Origin of the sequence: Pantoea sp. CTOTU50773 (genome assembly GCF_032082325.1) — a bacterium.
Lineage (GTDB): Bacteria > Pseudomonadota > Gammaproteobacteria > Enterobacterales > Enterobacteriaceae > Pantoea > Pantoea communis.
This window is the reverse complement of sequence record NZ_DAMDQC010000052.1, coordinates 1-16,624: the sequence shown is the minus strand read 5'-3', so window position 1 is coordinate 16,624 and position 16,624 is coordinate 1. Positions and strand designations below refer to the sequence as shown.

At 51.4% G+C, this 16,624-nt stretch carries 21 protein-coding genes; 9 read left to right on the top strand and 12 right to left on the bottom strand.

Annotation, left to right across the window (positions count from 1 at the left end):
- The first annotated feature begins 8 nt into the window (after window positions 1-8).
- Window positions 9-962 carry a GlxA family transcriptional regulator gene (locus tag RT340_RS10590; RefSeq protein ID WP_313375826.1) on the top strand — a complete coding sequence of 318 codons (954 nt, stop codon included), beginning with the start codon at window positions 9-11 and terminating at the stop codon, window positions 960-962.
- Between the two features lie 179 nt (window positions 963-1,141).
- Here the strand turns inward: RT340_RS10590 and RT340_RS10585 are convergent, their stop codons facing one another.
- Both RT340_RS10585 and RT340_RS10580 read right to left on the bottom strand, forming a co-directional pair.
- Complete coding sequence (locus RT340_RS10585) at window positions 1,142-2,602, bottom strand: UbiD family decarboxylase (protein ID WP_313375824.1); 1,461 nt, start codon at window positions 2,600-2,602, stop codon at window positions 1,142-1,144.
- A gap of 10 nt (window positions 2,603-2,612) precedes the next feature.
- Window positions 2,613-3,185: a UbiX family flavin prenyltransferase gene (locus RT340_RS10580; protein WP_313375822.1), complete on the bottom strand. Its 573-nt coding sequence runs from the start codon at window positions 3,183-3,185 to the stop codon at window positions 2,613-2,615.
- 86 nt (window positions 3,186-3,271) lie between these two features.
- Between RT340_RS10580 and RT340_RS10575 the strand changes: the two genes are divergently transcribed.
- Window positions 3,272-3,736, top strand: a complete 465-nt coding sequence (locus RT340_RS10575; RefSeq protein ID WP_097119091.1) for a MarR family winged helix-turn-helix transcriptional regulator — start codon at window positions 3,272-3,274, stop codon at window positions 3,734-3,736.
- Window position 3,737: 1 nt separating this feature from the next.
- Window positions 3,738-4,766: a GlxA family transcriptional regulator gene (locus tag RT340_RS10570; protein ID WP_097119092.1), complete on the top strand. Its 1,029-nt coding sequence runs from the start codon at window positions 3,738-3,740 to the stop codon at window positions 4,764-4,766.
- A 23-nt stretch (window positions 4,767-4,789) separates the two neighbouring features.
- Here the strand turns inward: RT340_RS10570 and RT340_RS10565 are convergent, their stop codons facing one another.
- Together RT340_RS10565 and yddG are read right to left on the bottom strand one after the other, a co-directional pair.
- Window positions 4,790-6,166: an MFS transporter gene (locus RT340_RS10565; RefSeq protein WP_283215702.1), complete on the bottom strand. Its 1,377-nt coding sequence runs from the start codon at window positions 6,164-6,166 to the stop codon at window positions 4,790-4,792.
- A 294-nt stretch (window positions 6,167-6,460) separates the two neighbouring features.
- Window positions 6,461-7,375, bottom strand: a complete 915-nt coding sequence (gene yddG / locus RT340_RS10560) for an aromatic amino acid DMT transporter YddG (protein ID WP_313375818.1) — start codon at window positions 7,373-7,375, stop codon at window positions 6,461-6,463.
- A gap of 383 nt (window positions 7,376-7,758) precedes the next feature.
- Between yddG and RT340_RS10555 the strand changes: the two genes are divergently transcribed.
- The 3 genes from RT340_RS10555 to RT340_RS10545 all read left to right on the top strand — a co-directional run bounded on the left by RT340_RS10555 (window position 7,759) and on the right by RT340_RS10545 (window position 11,090).
- Window positions 7,759-8,658 carry a dihydrodipicolinate synthase family protein gene (locus RT340_RS10555; RefSeq protein ID WP_097119095.1) on the top strand — a complete coding sequence of 300 codons (900 nt, stop codon included), beginning with the start codon at window positions 7,759-7,761 and terminating at the stop codon, window positions 8,656-8,658.
- A gap of 9 nt (window positions 8,659-8,667) precedes the next feature.
- Window positions 8,668-10,164: an aldehyde dehydrogenase gene (locus RT340_RS10550; protein ID WP_313375816.1), complete on the top strand. Its 1,497-nt coding sequence runs from the start codon at window positions 8,668-8,670 to the stop codon at window positions 10,162-10,164.
- A 203-nt stretch (window positions 10,165-10,367) separates the two neighbouring features.
- Window positions 10,368-11,090 (top strand): GntR family transcriptional regulator, encoded by a 723-nt coding sequence (locus RT340_RS10545; RefSeq protein ID WP_255353430.1) that lies wholly within the window; start codon window positions 10,368-10,370, stop codon window positions 11,088-11,090.
- Window positions 11,091-11,157: 67 nt separating this feature from the next.
- On the opposite strand, the gene RT340_RS10540 is transcribed toward RT340_RS10545, so the two are convergent.
- The gene (locus RT340_RS10540) at window positions 11,158-11,403 is read right to left on the bottom strand and encodes a DUF2543 family protein (protein ID WP_058960931.1); all 246 of its coding nucleotides are present in this window, start codon (window positions 11,401-11,403) and stop codon (window positions 11,158-11,160) included.
- Between the two features lie 13 nt (window positions 11,404-11,416).
- Window positions 11,417-11,899 (bottom strand): cold-shock protein, encoded by a 483-nt coding sequence (locus tag RT340_RS10535; protein ID WP_064511353.1) that lies wholly within the window; start codon window positions 11,897-11,899, stop codon window positions 11,417-11,419.
- A 202-nt stretch (window positions 11,900-12,101) separates the two neighbouring features.
- Here RT340_RS10535 and RT340_RS10530 point away from each other — a divergent pair, with 202 nt between their 5' ends.
- On the top strand, window positions 12,102-12,800 hold the full coding sequence (locus tag RT340_RS10530) for an RluA family pseudouridine synthase (RefSeq protein ID WP_283215706.1): 699 nt from the start codon (window positions 12,102-12,104) through the stop codon (window positions 12,798-12,800).
- 15 nt (window positions 12,801-12,815) lie between these two features.
- On the opposite strand, the gene RT340_RS10525 is transcribed toward RT340_RS10530, so the two are convergent.
- The 4 genes from RT340_RS10525 to RT340_RS10510 all read right to left on the bottom strand — a co-directional run bounded on the left by RT340_RS10525 (window position 12,816) and on the right by RT340_RS10510 (window position 14,620).
- Complete coding sequence (locus RT340_RS10525) at window positions 12,816-13,355, bottom strand: DUF2058 domain-containing protein (protein WP_313375808.1); 540 nt, start codon at window positions 13,353-13,355, stop codon at window positions 12,816-12,818.
- A 94-nt stretch (window positions 13,356-13,449) separates the two neighbouring features.
- Window positions 13,450-13,800, bottom strand: coding sequence for a DUF1304 domain-containing protein (locus tag RT340_RS10520; protein WP_045815627.1), 351 nt, complete (start codon window positions 13,798-13,800; stop codon window positions 13,450-13,452).
- A gap of 60 nt (window positions 13,801-13,860) precedes the next feature.
- The gene (locus tag RT340_RS10515; protein ID WP_313375803.1) at window positions 13,861-14,130 is read right to left on the bottom strand and encodes a hypothetical protein; all 270 of its coding nucleotides are present in this window, start codon (window positions 14,128-14,130) and stop codon (window positions 13,861-13,863) included.
- A 64-nt stretch (window positions 14,131-14,194) separates the two neighbouring features.
- Window positions 14,195-14,620 carry a GNAT family N-acetyltransferase gene (locus RT340_RS10510; protein WP_313375801.1) on the bottom strand — a complete coding sequence of 142 codons (426 nt, stop codon included), beginning with the start codon at window positions 14,618-14,620 and terminating at the stop codon, window positions 14,195-14,197.
- Window positions 14,621-15,001: 381 nt separating this feature from the next.
- On the opposite strand from RT340_RS10510, the gene yajD reads away from it, so the two are divergent.
- A complete protein-coding gene (gene yajD, locus RT340_RS10505; RefSeq protein ID WP_034824111.1) occupies window positions 15,002-15,349 on the top strand; it encodes an HNH nuclease YajD in 348 nt (115 codons plus the stop codon).
- A 63-nt stretch (window positions 15,350-15,412) separates the two neighbouring features.
- Here yajD and RT340_RS10500 read toward each other — a convergent pair whose 3' ends face one another.
- Window positions 15,413-16,084, bottom strand: coding sequence for a DUF3313 domain-containing protein (locus RT340_RS10500; RefSeq protein WP_313375798.1), 672 nt, complete (start codon window positions 16,082-16,084; stop codon window positions 15,413-15,415).
- Between the two features lie 172 nt (window positions 16,085-16,256).
- Here RT340_RS10500 and RT340_RS10495 point away from each other — a divergent pair, with 172 nt between their 5' ends.
- Complete coding sequence (locus RT340_RS10495; protein WP_313375796.1) at window positions 16,257-16,478, top strand: hypothetical protein; 222 nt, start codon at window positions 16,257-16,259, stop codon at window positions 16,476-16,478.
- Here RT340_RS10495 and RT340_RS10490 read toward each other — a convergent pair.
- On the bottom strand, window positions 16,466-16,624 hold a 159-nt coding region (locus tag RT340_RS10490; RefSeq protein ID WP_313375848.1), incomplete at its 5' end, for a TetR/AcrR family transcriptional regulator C-terminal domain-containing protein. The genes RT340_RS10495 and RT340_RS10490 overlap by 13 nt on opposite strands.

Below are 16,624 nucleotides of genomic sequence, written 5' to 3'. Positions count from 1 at the left end.
AATAGCGCATGAATCATCATCTTGCGATTTTAGCGGTGCCGGGGGCGCAATTGCTCGATGTCTCTGGACCGTTGGATGTGTTTGCCGAAGCTAACCGACTGCTCAATCGTGCCGTTTACCAGCTGCAAGTCATGTCACTGGAAGGGGAACATATTCGTTGTTCCTCGGGCGTGCGCCTGATGGCGGATATCACACTGCACGATATCCATCAAACTGACACGTTTCTGATCGCGGGGGCACCTGAGGCGCGGGATATGCAGCTAAATGCGCAGCAAACCGCTCGTCTGATTGAGCTATGCCATCACAGCCAGCGCTTTGGCTCGATTTGTACCGGTGCGCTGCTGCTGGCACAAACCGGGTTACTGAGTGGTAAAAAAGTGACGACCCATTGGGCCTGCGCTGACGCACTGATGGAACAGGTACCGGATGCGCAGGTGGAGGCCGATGCGCTTTATATCGCAGATGGACGATTGCGTACCGCCGCTGGCGTCACGTCGGGGCTCGATCTTGCCCTGAGGTTGGTGGAAGAAGATTTGGGGCGCGAATTGGCTCAGGATATCGCTGCCAATTTGGTGATGTTCTTTCAACGGCCAGTGAATCAAGGGCATTTTGTTCGCAAACAACCACTTTCGCTGGGTGGGCGCAGTGCGTTTCAGGAGATGCAGAGATGGGCTTTGGCCAATCTGGCACAGGTGAGTTCACTCGATGATCTTGCCGCACATATGCAAATTAGCACACGGCATTTAGCGAGGCTTTTCCGTCAGCATATGGATGTACAGGCGGGCAATTGGCTGGAGAATGCGCGAATTGATCAAGCGCGTAAGTTGCTGGAAGCAGGATCAATGCCGCTGAAAGCCATTCCGGCCGCCTGTGGTTACCGCAGTAACGATGTTCTACGACGGGCTTTTGTTAAGGTGACGGGCATGACGCCATCGATGTATCGCAAGATGTTTATGCGCTAGCGGCGCGGCTCTTAGCGCATGCATGAGACGTCAATACTGGCAATATATTGCGTCGCTACGTTTCATGAGTAGAAGAGGCGTTGAGCACCGTAGCGGCGTGATTTATCACGCGTATTCAAAGCCAGGGTGGCACTGGAAGATGCGCAATAAATGTGGCCGCTACGGTTGGTGTGTATTATTTATTCCGGCCAGTTATCCAGAATGCGCTGACGTACTTCTTCCGGATAGCCTTGCGCGAACGAAGCATGCAAATGGCGCTTAGTCTGTAAGGTGTCAAACACGACTTTGACGCCTTTCCCGGCAACGTATTCTGCCTCGTCGTAGCATTGTGGCAGGCGAATGACACATTGATCCTCAAACACCGCACGACGGCCTACCGGGTGCACGCGCGTTGACAATGCCCAAACCACTTCACGCAGGTTGGTGGGATCAAAGTCATCATCCACGACATAGACTTTCGGGATAAATACCATCGCATCGGTTTTGAACAGCACTTCACCAATGCGTTGGGTCAACTCTTCACTGCTGACACCCGGCAGCAGCTCGCGCCAGTTTTCTGGCATCACCACCAGCAACCAGTGCACGGTGGAATCTTCCGGAATCCAGGTGGTTTTGATCGGCAATTCCGCTTCACGCAGATAAGTCAGTGCATCCGCCGCTAAGCCCATTGCCCACAAGGTGTGCGATTCATCGGTGGGGCGACCGGTGATCGACATCGGCCAGATCGGATCGTCGCGATGGGTAATGGTTTCCACGTGGAAAGTGGGCTGAGCCGAAGAGCCTTCGCCCAGATAGCCGCCGTACTCGCCGTAGGGACCTTCCTGACAATCGCGCTCAATCGAGACATGGCCTTCAATCACAATTTCAGCCGTTGCGGGCACATCAAGATCGAGACTAATGGCTTTCACTACCGGCACTGGCTCTCCCGCCAAAGTGCCGATGTAATCGGCTTCATCCGCGTGGGCTGGGATCGGAATCCCTGACACACATGAGATCGCTGGCGCAGGACCTTGCACGAGTGCATAAGGCATCGGCTCACCGCGAGCTACCCACTGCGTCCAGATCTGACCAATATGCTGACTTGGTACAATCAGACCAACCATGCGCTTGCCATCCACCTTCATCACGCGGGCAATAGACCAGTTGACCCATTTTCCATCCGGGGTTTTCACAATCAGCGTGCCCCAGGTGTTGGCGTAACGACCACCATCTTTGTCATGAGCGAACGGGATAGGGAAGCGGTCAAGATTCGCCGCATCGCCACGTAATATATTCTGCTGGCATTCTGCCTGAGCAGACTCAACGCGGACAGGCGGAATACCGGGTTTAAAGCGGGCAGCGGACAGAGCTTCGATAATCTCCGGGCCGCTGGACTCAGGGGCTAAGCCCAGTGACATCGCGACGCGTGAGTAGGGCATATCGCTGCGCGACGATAATGCCGCAGGCGCACCAAACAGACGAAAGCCCGGCGCGACACCGGCGACCTTGTGAAACAGCGGCGCAGGTGACTGGATTTCATAGCTGCGGCGCGTGATGGCGCTGGGTTCGAAATCACCATCCACTTCACGCTGCACATGCATGATGTCGCCCATTTCATCGAGGGCAGTGATAAAGCTGCGTAAATCGCCGTAATATTTCATCAGGCTCTCCTTAAGCCAGGGTAGAACGTGGACCCGTCCAGCGATGGGTAATGTCGTTATCAAGGCCGAACTGATCAAGAATGCGAGAAACAGTGTGGTTAATGATGTCGTCAACGGACTGCGGGTTGTTGTAGAAAGGAGGCATTGGCGGGAGCATCAACGCGCCCGCGCGGGTGAGCGCCAGCATGTTTTCCAGGTGTATGGCGTTGAGCGGCGCTTCGCGAGGCACCAGCACCAGCTTGCGTTGCTCCTTGAGCGTCACGTCAGCAGAGCGCGTAATCAGTCCATCGCCATAACCGCTGCGGATACCCGCCAGGGTTTTCATGCTGCACGGCACCACGATCATGCCATCCACGCGAAATGATCCGCTGGAGATGGCCGCCGCTTGATCGTGTTCGCTGTAAGTCCTGGTCGCGAGGGCAGCGACCTCCTGTACACTGTAAGATGTTTCCATTTGGATGGTGGCGCGCGCCCATTTGGAGATGACTAAATGGGTTTCGACTTCAAGTTCACGCAACGCAGACAGCACGCGTACGCCGATTGCTGCACCTGTTGCGCCGGTCATACCTACAACAAGCTTCATAAGTGATCCATTTTGCAGTATAGTTTAAGTTCAAACTGTTTGTGTTCGAACTATAAGTTTGACGATTTAAGGAGTCAAGTGCACCGATGTCACAAAATCCTGACTTAATTCTTGCCGCCCCCTTGTGGCCGCACGGCGATTGTTCGTTAATGCACCTTGTACGGCGTGCCGGACAACACTCGACTTTTTGTTGGTCTCAATCTGTGGATACCGGCCTGTCAGCCGTGCAGTACGCGATTCTGGTGGTATTGGCTGAGGAGTCAGCCTGCGATCAGCAAACGCTGGGTCAGCGTGCCGGGTTTGATAAAGCCACCGGCACCTATGTTATTGATCGAATGAATAAAAGCGGTTTGCTGAATGTAGTGACAGATGTGAACAACCGTCGTCGTAAACTGGTGTCGATGACCGCAGAAGGGGAAGTGATGCTGAATCGTATGATTGAGCAGGCAAAAAGCGCGGAGAAGATGATCACCACCGGCCTCGACAGCCAGGATATCGCCGATCTGAAGCGCTTATTAAGCAAACTGGGTGGATTGCAGGAACCTGAATAACATGCCGCAAACAGCTTTCGCCGAGCAACCTGGCGAACCGAAACCGGATCTCACCATCGGCTTTTTGCTGATGAAAAGTTTTACCCTGGCCTCCGTCGCGGGGCTGGTAGAGTCACTGCGTTTTGCGGCAGACGAATCGTTTACCAGTCGCCAGATCTTTTGTCGCTGGGAATGGATGACTTGTGATAACCAGCCAATCACAGCCAGCTGCGGACTACCGGTTTCGCCTACGGCTGACCTCGATTTCAGCAAGAACTGGGATTACTTTGTGGTGGCGGGAGGCTTACTGGAAGAAACACGCCAGTCGCCACCGTGGCTGTTACAGGCACTTCGCGACTTACATGCGCGTAATATTCCCATCATCACGCTATGTAGCGGCGCCTTTGTCGCTGGCAACGCAGGCCTGCTGGATGGACGGCATTGCGCCATTCATTTCACCACGCGTGATGAATTTCGCCTGCGATTTCCGAAAGCGATCCCGGTCATCGACAAGACCTACATCAAGGATGGTGGCATTATTTCCTGCCCCGGCGGCACGGCGATCGATCTCGCTGCCGATCTGATCCGCCAGCATTGTGGGCTGGTGCGTTCACAGAAGGTCTTAAAGTATTTGCTGGTGGAAGAGCCCGCTGCACCGGTCAAAAAGACACAGCAAAAGAACACGCTTAACGAGCCGGATGTGTATGAAAACGAGCTGGTGAATAAGGTCATCGAATTTATGAAACATCACCTCGATTCGCCGGTTCCGCTGGCCGATGTAGCCGAATTCGCAGGCGTCACTTTCCGCCAGCTCAATTTGATTTTCACCAAATGCACCGGCTACTCGGCGGCTGTCTACTGGCGGCGTATGCGGCTGGAGCTGGCGCGCAAGTTGATGGCGGACTCCAGCAACAGCATCAATGCGATTGCCACTGCGACAGGATTTGCCGATGCTTCACATTTGATTGCCTGGTTCCGTAAGCAGTATGGCGAAACGCCCAGCTCGTTTCGTAAACGGCGGCGTGTGGTGGAGAGATTGGTTAAGGAGTAGGGGCCGAAATGGCCCCTTTTTACTTAGTGCGAATGCTTAGAGAGTTTGCCAGAAACGGATGGCGCTGGGCTTTCTCCCTCCAGTGAGGCCGCATCATCCAGATTGCGCGATGCGGTTTCTGGTGCCAGGAACCACGACACGATCAGGCCGATAAACGTAATGCCTGCAGCAATGTACATGGTGGGACCAATGCCGATGGTTTGCAGTGAGATCGGTACCAGATATGTCCCAACCGCCGCGCCAATGCGCGACATGGAGGTGCCAATGCCGACGGCTCCGGCGCGAATTTCAGTCGGGAAGATCTCATTTGGATAGACCAGCTGCAGCACCTGCGCGCCGCCGATAAACAGGGCGTAAGCACCAAACATCAGCAGGATGATCATTGAAGGGCCATCACGCAAGGCACCGAGTAACAGCAGTGCCAGACCTGACCACAAGAAACTGTGCAACAACAACTTACGGCGTCCCAGTGAGTTCACCAAACGCGTGCCGATCATGCAGCCCACCACGAACAGCAAGGTAATGGCGATGGAACCGTAAGATGCCCAGTCACCACTGAGATGTAGCGCCTGCAAAACTTTGGGTGCAAAGGCGTAAACGGCGAACACCGGAATAACCGAGCAGGTCCAGAAAATGGTCACAAACGCCATGCGTTTGCCATAGCCAGAATGCAGCAAGCTACCGAATGACAGGTGATTGTTTTCAGGTTGTGGGGGCAGGTTCTTTAGACTAAAGCGGTCGCCATAGACGCGGCGGATAACGGCTTCTGCTTCCTGATGTCGTCCTTTGCTAATCAGCCAGCGCGGTGATTCAGGTGTGCCCATTCTGACAATGAAGAGCAGCGCGCCGATGACTGCCGTGCTCGCCAACGTATAACGCCATGCTTCTACACCGCCAAAATTCAGCAAAGCTTCACCCACCAGATACGCGGTGGCCGCCCCGGCAAACCACAGAATGGTGAGCGTGGCGAGGCATGGGCCGCGCGACTTCTTCGGCATAAACTCAACCAGAAAAGCGGTAGCAACCGGGTATTCAATACCCACGGCGACGCCCGTCATAAAGCGTAAGGCAAAGAGCGTTTCTCCGCTTTGTACCCAAAACTGCGCCAGCGAACAGACAATAAAGAGGGTGGGGCCGACGAAGTAGATCATGCGGCGACCCAGGCGATCGGTCAGTACGCCACCCATGAAGCCACCAAAGAAAATCCCGATCAGGGCAGAAGCCGCAATCAGACCTTCCCATAATGGGCTGAGACCCAAGGCCGGCGACACTTTCGTCATGGCTATACCAATAATACTGAGCACATAGCCATCGACGAAAGAGCCGCCGCCTGAGCGCACCGTTAATAAGCGGTGGAAACGGCTGATAGGAACATCTTCAATAGACATGTTATTTGACATGTTTTACTCCTGTTTCTTTTCGGCGTGAGGGAACTTCACTACGCCAATGCGACTGAATTAAGCACAATCTGCGATGGGTGCTTAACATCATCAGGACGCCAGATAAATATAAACCTGTAGCGGTGATTAAAATGTTATTCAGAACAGAAATTAAAAAAGAAGTGCATCGATAACGCTAGCGGGATTGTTTCATATATCATTTCCTCCGGTGCAGGATAGTCGGATAAATACAACTGAGAGCTTTATCATTTTGATGTGGCTTTTTTGCGGGAGGCGACCATGCCTCCCGAAGCATTATTCAGAAATCTTACTGCTGACACTTTTGGTGGCAACGGTACGTGTTGACCACCAGCAGACTAATGACCCAAGACTGACCATCGCCGTGCCTTGCCAAAACGACAGGGTAAGGTGCGAACTGAGAATAAAGGCCGCTAAAATCGACGAAATGATCGGGATAAAGTAAGACGCGGCGGCTAATACCGTTACATTGCCATGCAAAATGCCGACGTTCCACGCCGCGTAACCGAATCCCATCGCCATCGCCGCCAGCGCCAGTGAAATCCACGTATTAAAAGAGGGTGCAAATTCGGGTTGCGGCGAAATGAGGTATTTAACCCATAATGTTAATGCTGTTAAAACAAAGAACAGCGTAATACCGTTATTACCGTTGGCAATTCTTTTGGTAACCACACAATAAATGGCCCAAATGATTGCGCCGGTAAATGCCAGACCATAGCTTAACGGGTTTTCCATTATATTGTTCGTCATTTCACTGAGCGAAAACCCTTGATCGCCACCCAGTACGCGACATATTCCTGCCACGGCTAAAATCACGCCCGGAATAATCAGCGGGCTGACTTTTTGCCGCGTAACAATCACCGCCAGCACAATCGTCATACTTGGCCATAGATAATTCACCATGCCCACTTCAATCGCTTGCCGTCCGCTATGGGTAAATCCGAGTGAGAGCGACAGGCAAAGTTCGTAGCAGACAAACAGCACGCTGCCGATAATCACATAACGGCGGGGGAATTTTTTCAGGTTGGGAAATCCCACGCTGAACAGCAGCAATATGGCACTACAGCTGTAGATCAACGCCGCCCCAGCGATCGGACCGAAGCCTTCGCTAACACTTTTGATCAATCCAACAATCGCGCTCCATAACAGGATGGCAATCAAACCTATGAGCGTCGCTTTCATTTGGGGCATCACCCGCTACCTCTTCTACACAATGTTCACCTGAAATGCCGGTGCAAGCTTACCTGTTAAATTCAGGCTAAAACCAGCATAAAACTATGCCGCCTGACGCACAGTGTAAATACGTCAAAGGGGACGATAGTTGTGGAATGTGATCGTTATCTGAATTCATTTAGAAAATTATTACGTCACTAAAAATAATTTAAATTGTTGATTAATAGTGAATATAATTTAATTCCTGGTAGGAATGTTCCATCTGATAGTATTTCCTTTGTATTTTTCACGTATACAAAAAACTTATCCCGATTGACCTCTCTTCATGCGATATGCAAATTGTTAACAAACGCAACCATACGGCGTTGCATTTGGTCCTGAATTCACCTGGAGATTTCGTGATGACATTTGAAGGTATCTACACCCCGGCAATTACCCCTTACGCAGCAGATGGCAGCATTGATTTCGCGGCGTTCGCCAACGTCCTCGAATCGCTGATCGAAGCGCGCGTGCACGGCATTATCATCGGTGGATCAACCGGTGAGTATTATGCACAAAGCGCAGAAGAGCGTCTGTCTCTGGTTGAACATGCACGTAAAGTGATTGGCAACCGTCTGCCACTGATTGTGGGTACCGGCGCGATTCGCACTGAAGACGCGGTGGCTTTTGCAACCCACGCTCGTGAGCATAAAGCCGATGCCATTTTGGTGACGTCACCGCCGTATGCGCTGCCAACCGAACTGGAAAACGCCCACCATGCGCTGACCGTCGACAAGGCCGCTCAGTTGCCGATCATGCTGTACAACTATCCGGGCCGTATGGGCATCTCCATGGGAGAAACTTACTTCCGCGAAGTGAGCCGTTCGAAAAATGTGGTGGCGATTAAAGAGAGTTCAGGCGACTTCAACAATCTGCATCTGCTGGCCTGTCAATTCCCGAACATCGCGCTTTCTTGTGGTTGGGATGATCAGGCGCTGGAATTCTTCGCCTGGGGCGCGCGTAGCTGGGTGTGTGCGGGCTCTAACTTCATTCCACGTGAGCACGTCGCGTTGTACAACGCCTGCGTCGTGGAAAAAGATTTCGATAAAGGACGTAAGATCATGGCTGCGATGATGCCACTGATGAACTTCCTTGATGGCGGCAAATTTGTGCAGTCGATTAAATACGGTTCTGAACTGGCAGGCCTGAAAGCAGGCCCGGTGCGCGCACCGCTGCAGGCACTGGAAGAAGAAGAGAAAGCGCAGTTGCAGGCCGTGATCGACGGTGTGAAACGCAATGTGGCAGCCGTTGCAGTGCTTTAAGGAGTGCGCATGAAACAGGTACAAACGCTGAGCGATGTGGTGAACGTGGCGCGAGAACTGCGGTTCCCGGATCAGGCGTTCATTAACGGACGTTTTACTGCGGCGGTCTCCGGCAAAACACTGGAAACCACCAATCCTGCGACGGGTGAGATTCTGACGCACATCGCTGCTTGTGAAAGCGCGGATGTGAACCTGGCGGTACAGGGCGCACGTAGCGCGTTTGAGTCAGGCAGCTGGAGCCAGCTTCATCCCGGCGAGCGCAAAGCCGTATTACTCAAGCTGGCTGACTTGCTGGAAAACGAAGTCACGCAACTGGCGGTAATGGAAAGTCTCGACAGCGGCAAACCGGTTAGCGAATGCCTGGCAGTGGACGTGCCAGAGACGATTCACGTGATTCGCTGGCATGCGGAAGCCATCGACAAGCTGTACGACCAGACCGCGCCGACCGGCAACGGGGCGATGGCGATGATCGTTCGTGAGCCGATTGGTGTGGTGGGCTGCGTGCTGCCATGGAATTTCCCGCTGCTGATGCTGGCGTGGAAAATCGGCCCAGCGCTGGCTGCTGGCTGCTCGGTGATTGTGAAGCCGGCGGAGCAAACTTCGCTAACGTCATTGCGCGTGGCTGAACTGGCGCATGAAGCGGGTATTCCAGCCGGCGTGCTCAACATCGTCACCGGTACCGGGAAAGAGGTGGGGGAACCCATCGGCCTGCATCCTGATATTGATATGGTGAGCTTCACCGGTTCAACGGCGACCGGACGCCGTTTCCTGCACTATTCCGCGGAATCGAATCTGAAGAAGATTGTGCTGGAATGCGGCGGGAAAAACCCGGCGCTGGTGTTCGATGATGCCGAAGATCTGGCCAGCGTTGCCGCCAATGTGCTAAACGGCGCATTCTGGAATATGGGTGAAAACTGTTCTGCAACTTCCCGACTGCTGGTGCAGGAAGGTGTGAAGGATAAACTGCTCGCTCAGATCGCGGAGCAGATCGGTGAATGGCGTATGGGCAATCCGCTGGATCCAGAGAATCGTCTGGGTACCATGATCACCACCGATCATTTCTGCAAAGTCAGTGACTATCTGAAAACCGCGCGCAAAGAAGGATTACGCATCATTCAGGGCGGATTCACCGATCGCGGTATTTACGTGCAGCCGACCATTGTGGATGGCGTGACGCCGAAAAGCGCACTGTTCCGCGAGGAGATCTTTGGGCCAGTGCTGTGTATCACCACCTTTAAAACGGAAGCCGAAGCCATCGCACTGGCAAATGACACTGATTACGGTCTGGCGGCATCGGTTTACACTGGCAAACTAAGCCGTGCAATTCGCGTATCACGTGCAGTCCGTGCGGGAACGGTGACGGTTAACTGTTTCGGTGAAGGTGATGCAACCACGCCATTTGGTGGCTATAAACAGTCTGGTTTTGGTGGACGCGATAAATCGGTGTACGCACTTGATCAGTACACCGAGCTGAAAACCATCTGGATTGATGTGCCTGCTGAGTAAGTTTAATGCCCGCCACGGATGGCGGGTATACCCTGGAAATAGGATAATTCTCTGCAGATGACGACTCGTATTTTTCTGCTGTAACTCCTTGTAATATCATCATTCCCTTTTCTGTGATCCACCGCAGAATGCAAAAAATATCCCATAATTATTTTTGCTGTATACACACTTTTTCTGTAGGTTAAGCAGGAATTGCATGCGGAATGTCATCACAGGAGGTCACTTTGAGATCGGGAAAAGCAGCGTTATACGAAGATTTAAAACGCCTAATTTTGACCATGGAACTGGACCCAGACGAGTTGCTGGATGAAGCCAGCCTGACGGGACAATACGGTTTATCTCGCACGCCTGTGCGTGAAGTTTTCCAGCGACTGGCAGGAGAGGGTTACTTAGAAATCGTCGAAAAACGCGGCGTGCGCGTCATCCCGATGAGCCATTCCACACTGCGCAATTTCTTCCTCGTCGCACCGATGATCTACGCCGCTACCGGTCGCCTGGCGGTACAGAATTTTAAACCTTCCCAGCTGAAATCGCTGAAAGAGACGCAAAAGCGCTTCCGTAAAGCGGTGCAGACGCGTGATGCCGAAGCGCTGGCACTGGAGAACAATCGTTTCCATGAGATCATGGGCGAGATGGCAGCCAATCCCTATTTACAGCCCAGCCTGGGCCGTTTACTGATCGACCATTGCCGCATCGGCCACACCTTTTTCCGCCCGCAAAATGAAGATATGGAACGCCGCCTGCAGCTAGCCGCCGAGCATCATGATGCCTTTATCAGCGCGATCGAAGCGCGAGATGAGCAGAAGGTGGTGGATCTGGTGTTCGAACATTGGGAACTGTCACGCGAAAATATGGAGATCTTTATCGCGCCGCAGGGGTTGAAAGCGGACGATCTGGTGCAGTCACCGGAAGGGAATAAGTTGTAGTTTCAGGGTTGTCGATTTTGACATGATAAGGCGGCTGCAAGCCGCCTTCAGACGGGAGGGGTGAAGCTTACTCGTTGCCCCACTCATTCAAAAAGTTAGCAATCTCATCGATTCGCACCGCTTGAATACCCGCTTCACGGGCCATCTCTTGCTGCGACTCTTCGCTAATCTCTTCGTTATTGCTAAGACGAGTCAGTAACAGCTGGAAGTAGTGCGCCAGTGCATCGAGTTCTGCTTCGCTCACATCGTGTTCAGATTCCGACGCGTATTCTTCAGCAATGTCATAATACTTCAGTGGAATATTGTTATTCATTATCAGCTCCCCTTTAAACTTTGAGCATTTTCACTGCGGCATCAATGTCGATCTCATCTTCAGTAAAGATCAGCGTCGTCCCCTGGAAAGTGGTCACCGCCAGTTTTTTTACTGAGCGCATTTCATCAGGCTTAACGTCTGTCTTGGGTTTGATGTTGTTCATCAGAAGGCCCACCGACAGAACGGTGTTTTCTTTATCAATGCGGGTATCAACCGGCTCTTCTTCACTGTAAACCACGAAGGATTTAATCGATGTGAGCTTCAGACGCTCACCGGCGATAAAGATGTATTTGCTGTCCGGTATCACTTTCACCGAAAAGGCCGATAAACCTTTGTTATTGGTGGTCGGTTCGAACGTCACTGCCGCGTCTTTTTTAATCAGATCAGGGTTGGCGACCTTAATCACATGGAAATAACGGTTGTCTCCGTTTTCATCTTTGATAAATCCAAAACCTTTGTCTTCAAACCAGGTTGTGATCGTTCCGTTCATCGCCATTACCGCCTACTTAATCGTTAATCTAATCAGTTTTTTGCAGCGCGCAGTGTAAAGCACATTGCCTGCGCAGACTACGCCTTTGCTGTAAGTCTGGACGATAAATTTCTGCTGTGCGAGCGTGAGCCTGTGAGAAGAGAGCAAAATTCGTCAGCTCGCTGAAAATTGGTTATCATCCGCACCCACTTCCCAGCCTGGCAGTCCGATGTCCACCATTATCGATACTTTTATAGCTCCGCCGTGTTCTGAAGAGATTTCGATTCTCTATCAGGATGAGCATCTGGTATTGATCGATAAACCCACGGGGCTGCTCAGCCTTTCAGGTAAAAATCCGCAAAATCTGGATTCCGTGCATCACCGGTTGGTGAAGTTATTCCCCGGCTGCACCTTAGTGCATCGCCTCGATTTCGGGACATCCGGATTAATGGTGGTGGCGCGCAACAAAGCGATCAACGCCTTGTTGTGCCAGCAGTTTAGCCAGCGCAGCGTGACTAAAATTTACACGGCGCTATTGTGCGGACATCTCAACCATAATGAAGGGTTGATTGACGCCTCGATAGCAAAAGACCCGGCGCTGTTTCCGTTGATGTCGATTTGTGCCGAGACGGGGAAACCTGCGCGTTCGCGCTATCAGGTAATAGAACGCTTAACTCGTGAAGGGGATAATGGCGTGATATTGCCGGTTTCGCGGGTGCAGCTATTGCCAGAGACGGGCCGCACCCATCAATTGCGTATCCATTGCCAGCAATTGGGCCATCCGATTCTTGGCTGTGATCTGTATGGCGGGTTACTGCAGCCGGGTACGGAAAAAACACCCCGGCTGATGCTGCACGCCAGTGAATTGCATTTTGTCCATCCCATTAGCGGGGAGAACATCACTGCGCGTCATGCCAGCCCGTTTTGACACGGGCGGCATTCATTACCACATCAAATCATCAGGCACCTTGAAGTCCGCGTACGGATCGTCTTCATCCTGCTCTTCCTGACTCAATGCACTGTTCAATACAATGCTATCTGCATCACGCTGCGCAATTTTATCGGCTACGCTGGCGGGAATAATCGCGTATTTGCTTTCGCCACTGCTATCCGCAGCCAGGCGCGCAATTGCCAGACGGCCGTTGATCAACTGTGTTTGCGTGGTTTTATCCACGGCGATTTTTTTGATTAAGTTGTTATCGGTGAAGTTGAAATCAACCGTCCCTTTGGCAACGGTGATCGCGTTCATTTCGATCAGTTGCTTAACCTGCGCTTTGTACTCTTTGGACAAAGTGGCTTGCTTCTGCTGCTCACTTAGCTGCTTATCACGCTCAATTTGCGCTTTTTTATTCTCTTCCACCGCTTCACGCGCTTCACGTGCCTGCACACGAGACTTCTTGGCAGTGCGCTGCACTTTGGCCATTTTCTTGGTGGAAACTAATCCTGCTTTGAGCATCTGCTCTTGTAAGGTGAGTTTTGTCATCTTCGTCTCTAAAATCCGTTAAAACCTGGCCGGATTATACCTGTAATGCGAAGGCTGATCACGGCGAGGTTTGAGATCCCGATGAATCGACCTATCAGCGCAGGAGTAATGCCAGCAAGGCAATCAGAGCGGGAAGGGCCTGCACATAGAGAATTTTTCGACTGGCGGTCATCGCGCCGAAGATTCCGGCAATCAACACACAGATGAGGAAAAACAGAGTGACAGGCACACCGTTCTCGCCCAGCCATAACCCCCAGAGTAAACCCGCCGCCAGAAAACCGTTATAAAGGCCCTGATTGGCCGCCAGCACACGGGTTTCGCGCGCAAAGTCGACGCTGAGTTTGAAGGCTTTCCGGCCCGTTTTCGTCTCCCACAGAAACATCTCCAGCACCAGAATGTAGATATGAATCACGGCGACGAGAGCAACAAGGATATTGGCTAACACGGAATTCCTTAATTGAGCGTTCTTAAAATGTATGGAAAGTTTGAGCCAGATTAGCGCCGGTTATTTTTTTCGGAAAAAAAGATTAGCGATAGCGGTTAATATCCCAATGAATGGCATCGTGATAGCCCCCGCCCGAAAATTGTGCTGGTCTATGCGTTTTTCTTTACGGATGTCATTAAAACGTGAAAGTGCTGCCTTTTCATGGGCCGCGCTGACTTCTTCAAACTGTTTTTCGAATCCCTGACGGGTTAACAGAGTTGCTCTCACATTGTTTGACTTTTGCAGCGCCACGATCTGGTTTCTTTTTTTATAAAAACAATATTCAGGCATTCGATATTCCTTATCAAAAGAGGTAACAGCAACTTATCAGCAGTCGCGAATGTGTACCAAGCTTCTAAAGCGTTTTTTTCATGAAAATGCGACTTGCGCCTTCCGGTAGACAGGCAATGCGGCCAAACTCCTCCCACCCGTGTTTTTTATAAAACTCAGGAGCCTGAAAACTAATGGTATAGAGAAAAGCTGAAATACAGCCTCGATTTCTGCCTTCTTCTTCAGCATGTATAAGAAGTTTTTCTCCTAAACCTTTCGATCTCAGTTCTGAGGGCAAATACACCAGATCGATGAACAGCATCCCAAGATAGGTGCGACCAAGTATTCCACCCAGGACTTTTTGTGAGTCATTGCACCTGATAACCACAGACAGAGGGGAATGGTCATTGTAACCTGCTATCTCCATATTAAAGGCCGACAGACCAGCATCTATGGGTTGTAAATGTTCGGGCTCAATAACGGCAGATACTTCAACAGATAAATTGTCCATAAATCACCTGGTAGTTCAGTTTAAATGCCTTTTAATTTCATGATTAGGTCCGGGCTAGAATAACGAACATCGCCAGGACATTGCATTAGCGTTTACGTCATAAAATACAGCTATTCACAATGCAGTTATCTTACCAAACCCTTTTACCCCAGGACCAGAACAACGCTTGCCATGATGATACCTGATGCGGCCCCAACCCACTTTCCCTGGCCCGCAGCGGATTACAGTACACCAGCGGCAATTGTAGTCATGCTTGTTCGAGGTTCGCCAGGATTCACTGATTCAACACAGCGGAAACAGCGCACTCTTCTTGCTGAGGGTTTTGCGCTATATTGGCAGCACTAACACCCGAATATCTCTGCGAAACAGGTAACATTGGCAATGGCACTAATCCCGAAAAACTATGCGCGGCTGGAAAGCGGCTACCGTGAGAAAGCATTAAAAATCTATCCGTGGGTTTGTGGACGCTGCTCACGTGAATTTGTTTACTCCAATCTGCGTGAACTCACCGTGCATCATATCGATCACGATCATACTAACAACCCGGAAGATGGCAGTAACTGGGAGTTGTTGTGTCTCTTTTGTCACGACCATGAGCACTCTAAGTACACCGAAGCTGACATGTACGGCACCCGAGTGGTGGCCGGTGAAGATGCACAGAACGATGTAGAAGCAGCAACCTACAATCCCTTTGCTGATTTAAAATCGATGTTAAATAAGAAGAAATAATCCGCACTGATCATGGATGCTGCCAGCATGCCGAACAGAGGCTGGCAGCCTTTACCGTTTGATTTACTGGCGTAACTTCTCTAAAAGTTGCTCAGCCCCTTTATCAATTCCTGTCTCTGCTGCGCTAAGTGAACCAAAAGTCGCACCCACGTTCATCGCATTTGGATATTGTTCCGCTAGGTACGCCAGTAAGAGTTCATTCGATCCCGCATCTTTCACCTCCACGGCGAAATTAACGTAGCCACTCATCAAGCCACGCCCTCCACGTACCGACTGAACGATATTGTAAGGGCCGCCGGCTAAATCAAACTTTGTGAATGTACCAATCACTTGCGGCGTGGTATCGGCGCCGGTCAGGGTCAGTTTCAATTTGAGCGCAGGAGCCGCCCCAGCAGGGGGATTGGTGATGAATTTTTCCGCTAGCACGTCCTCAAACTTCTTACGCATATATTCAGCCAGTTGACGACGTTCATCCACAGACAAGTCATTGAATTGCGCATCATTGCCGCTGTAAATGTCGACCGGTTCAATGCTGATGCTGCGATATTTGCTCCAGTCCACGGGAGCGGCATAACGGAAGGGAATGCGATCGCTGTCGTCAGACGTATTAGGCGACATACGTGATGCTGACGCGATACCAGCATATTTCACCGGGCTGGTAGAGGAACAACCGACAGCGGCAAAAGCGGCCGCTAATACAAGGCTACGACACAACGGGCTGAACAAACGACTCATCTTGATACTCTCCGATAGAAGACATAAATGAACTGTACGGTTTAGTTAATATCAGTTAGCATAAATCTGTCAAGAAGAGGTTTCAGGGTGTGACATCGTGATGCGGGGGCTGAGAGGTGAGTGCAAGACGTTCGTTAGTGTCGAGTGAAAGGTTTACCGGAGACCTGGTGGAATGATGGCCGGATTTGCGGCAATTGTATTTTTGCTCATCCGCGCCATCCGCAATCTCGTGGAGTTAATTTATCTATGGCAATCAGGCATAAAACAAAGCCGTTTTTATGCGGTCAGGGTTTGGGGCGCGCGCCGCAAACCCTTATTGATGCTGCTGGTTATCGACACCATTGTGGTGGTGGCGCTTATTTGCATTCTGTCAGCCAGAATTCAGATGTTGTGAGCAGCACCTCTGAGGAACAACGAAACGGCGTTTTGCACCATAGTCGTCACCTCACTTTTGGTATAATTCGGCAACGTTCGCTGAAGGAATAATTCATCGACTTCAGCTTTTACTAACGCTGAAAATTGTTTGGCGCGTAATGCCGG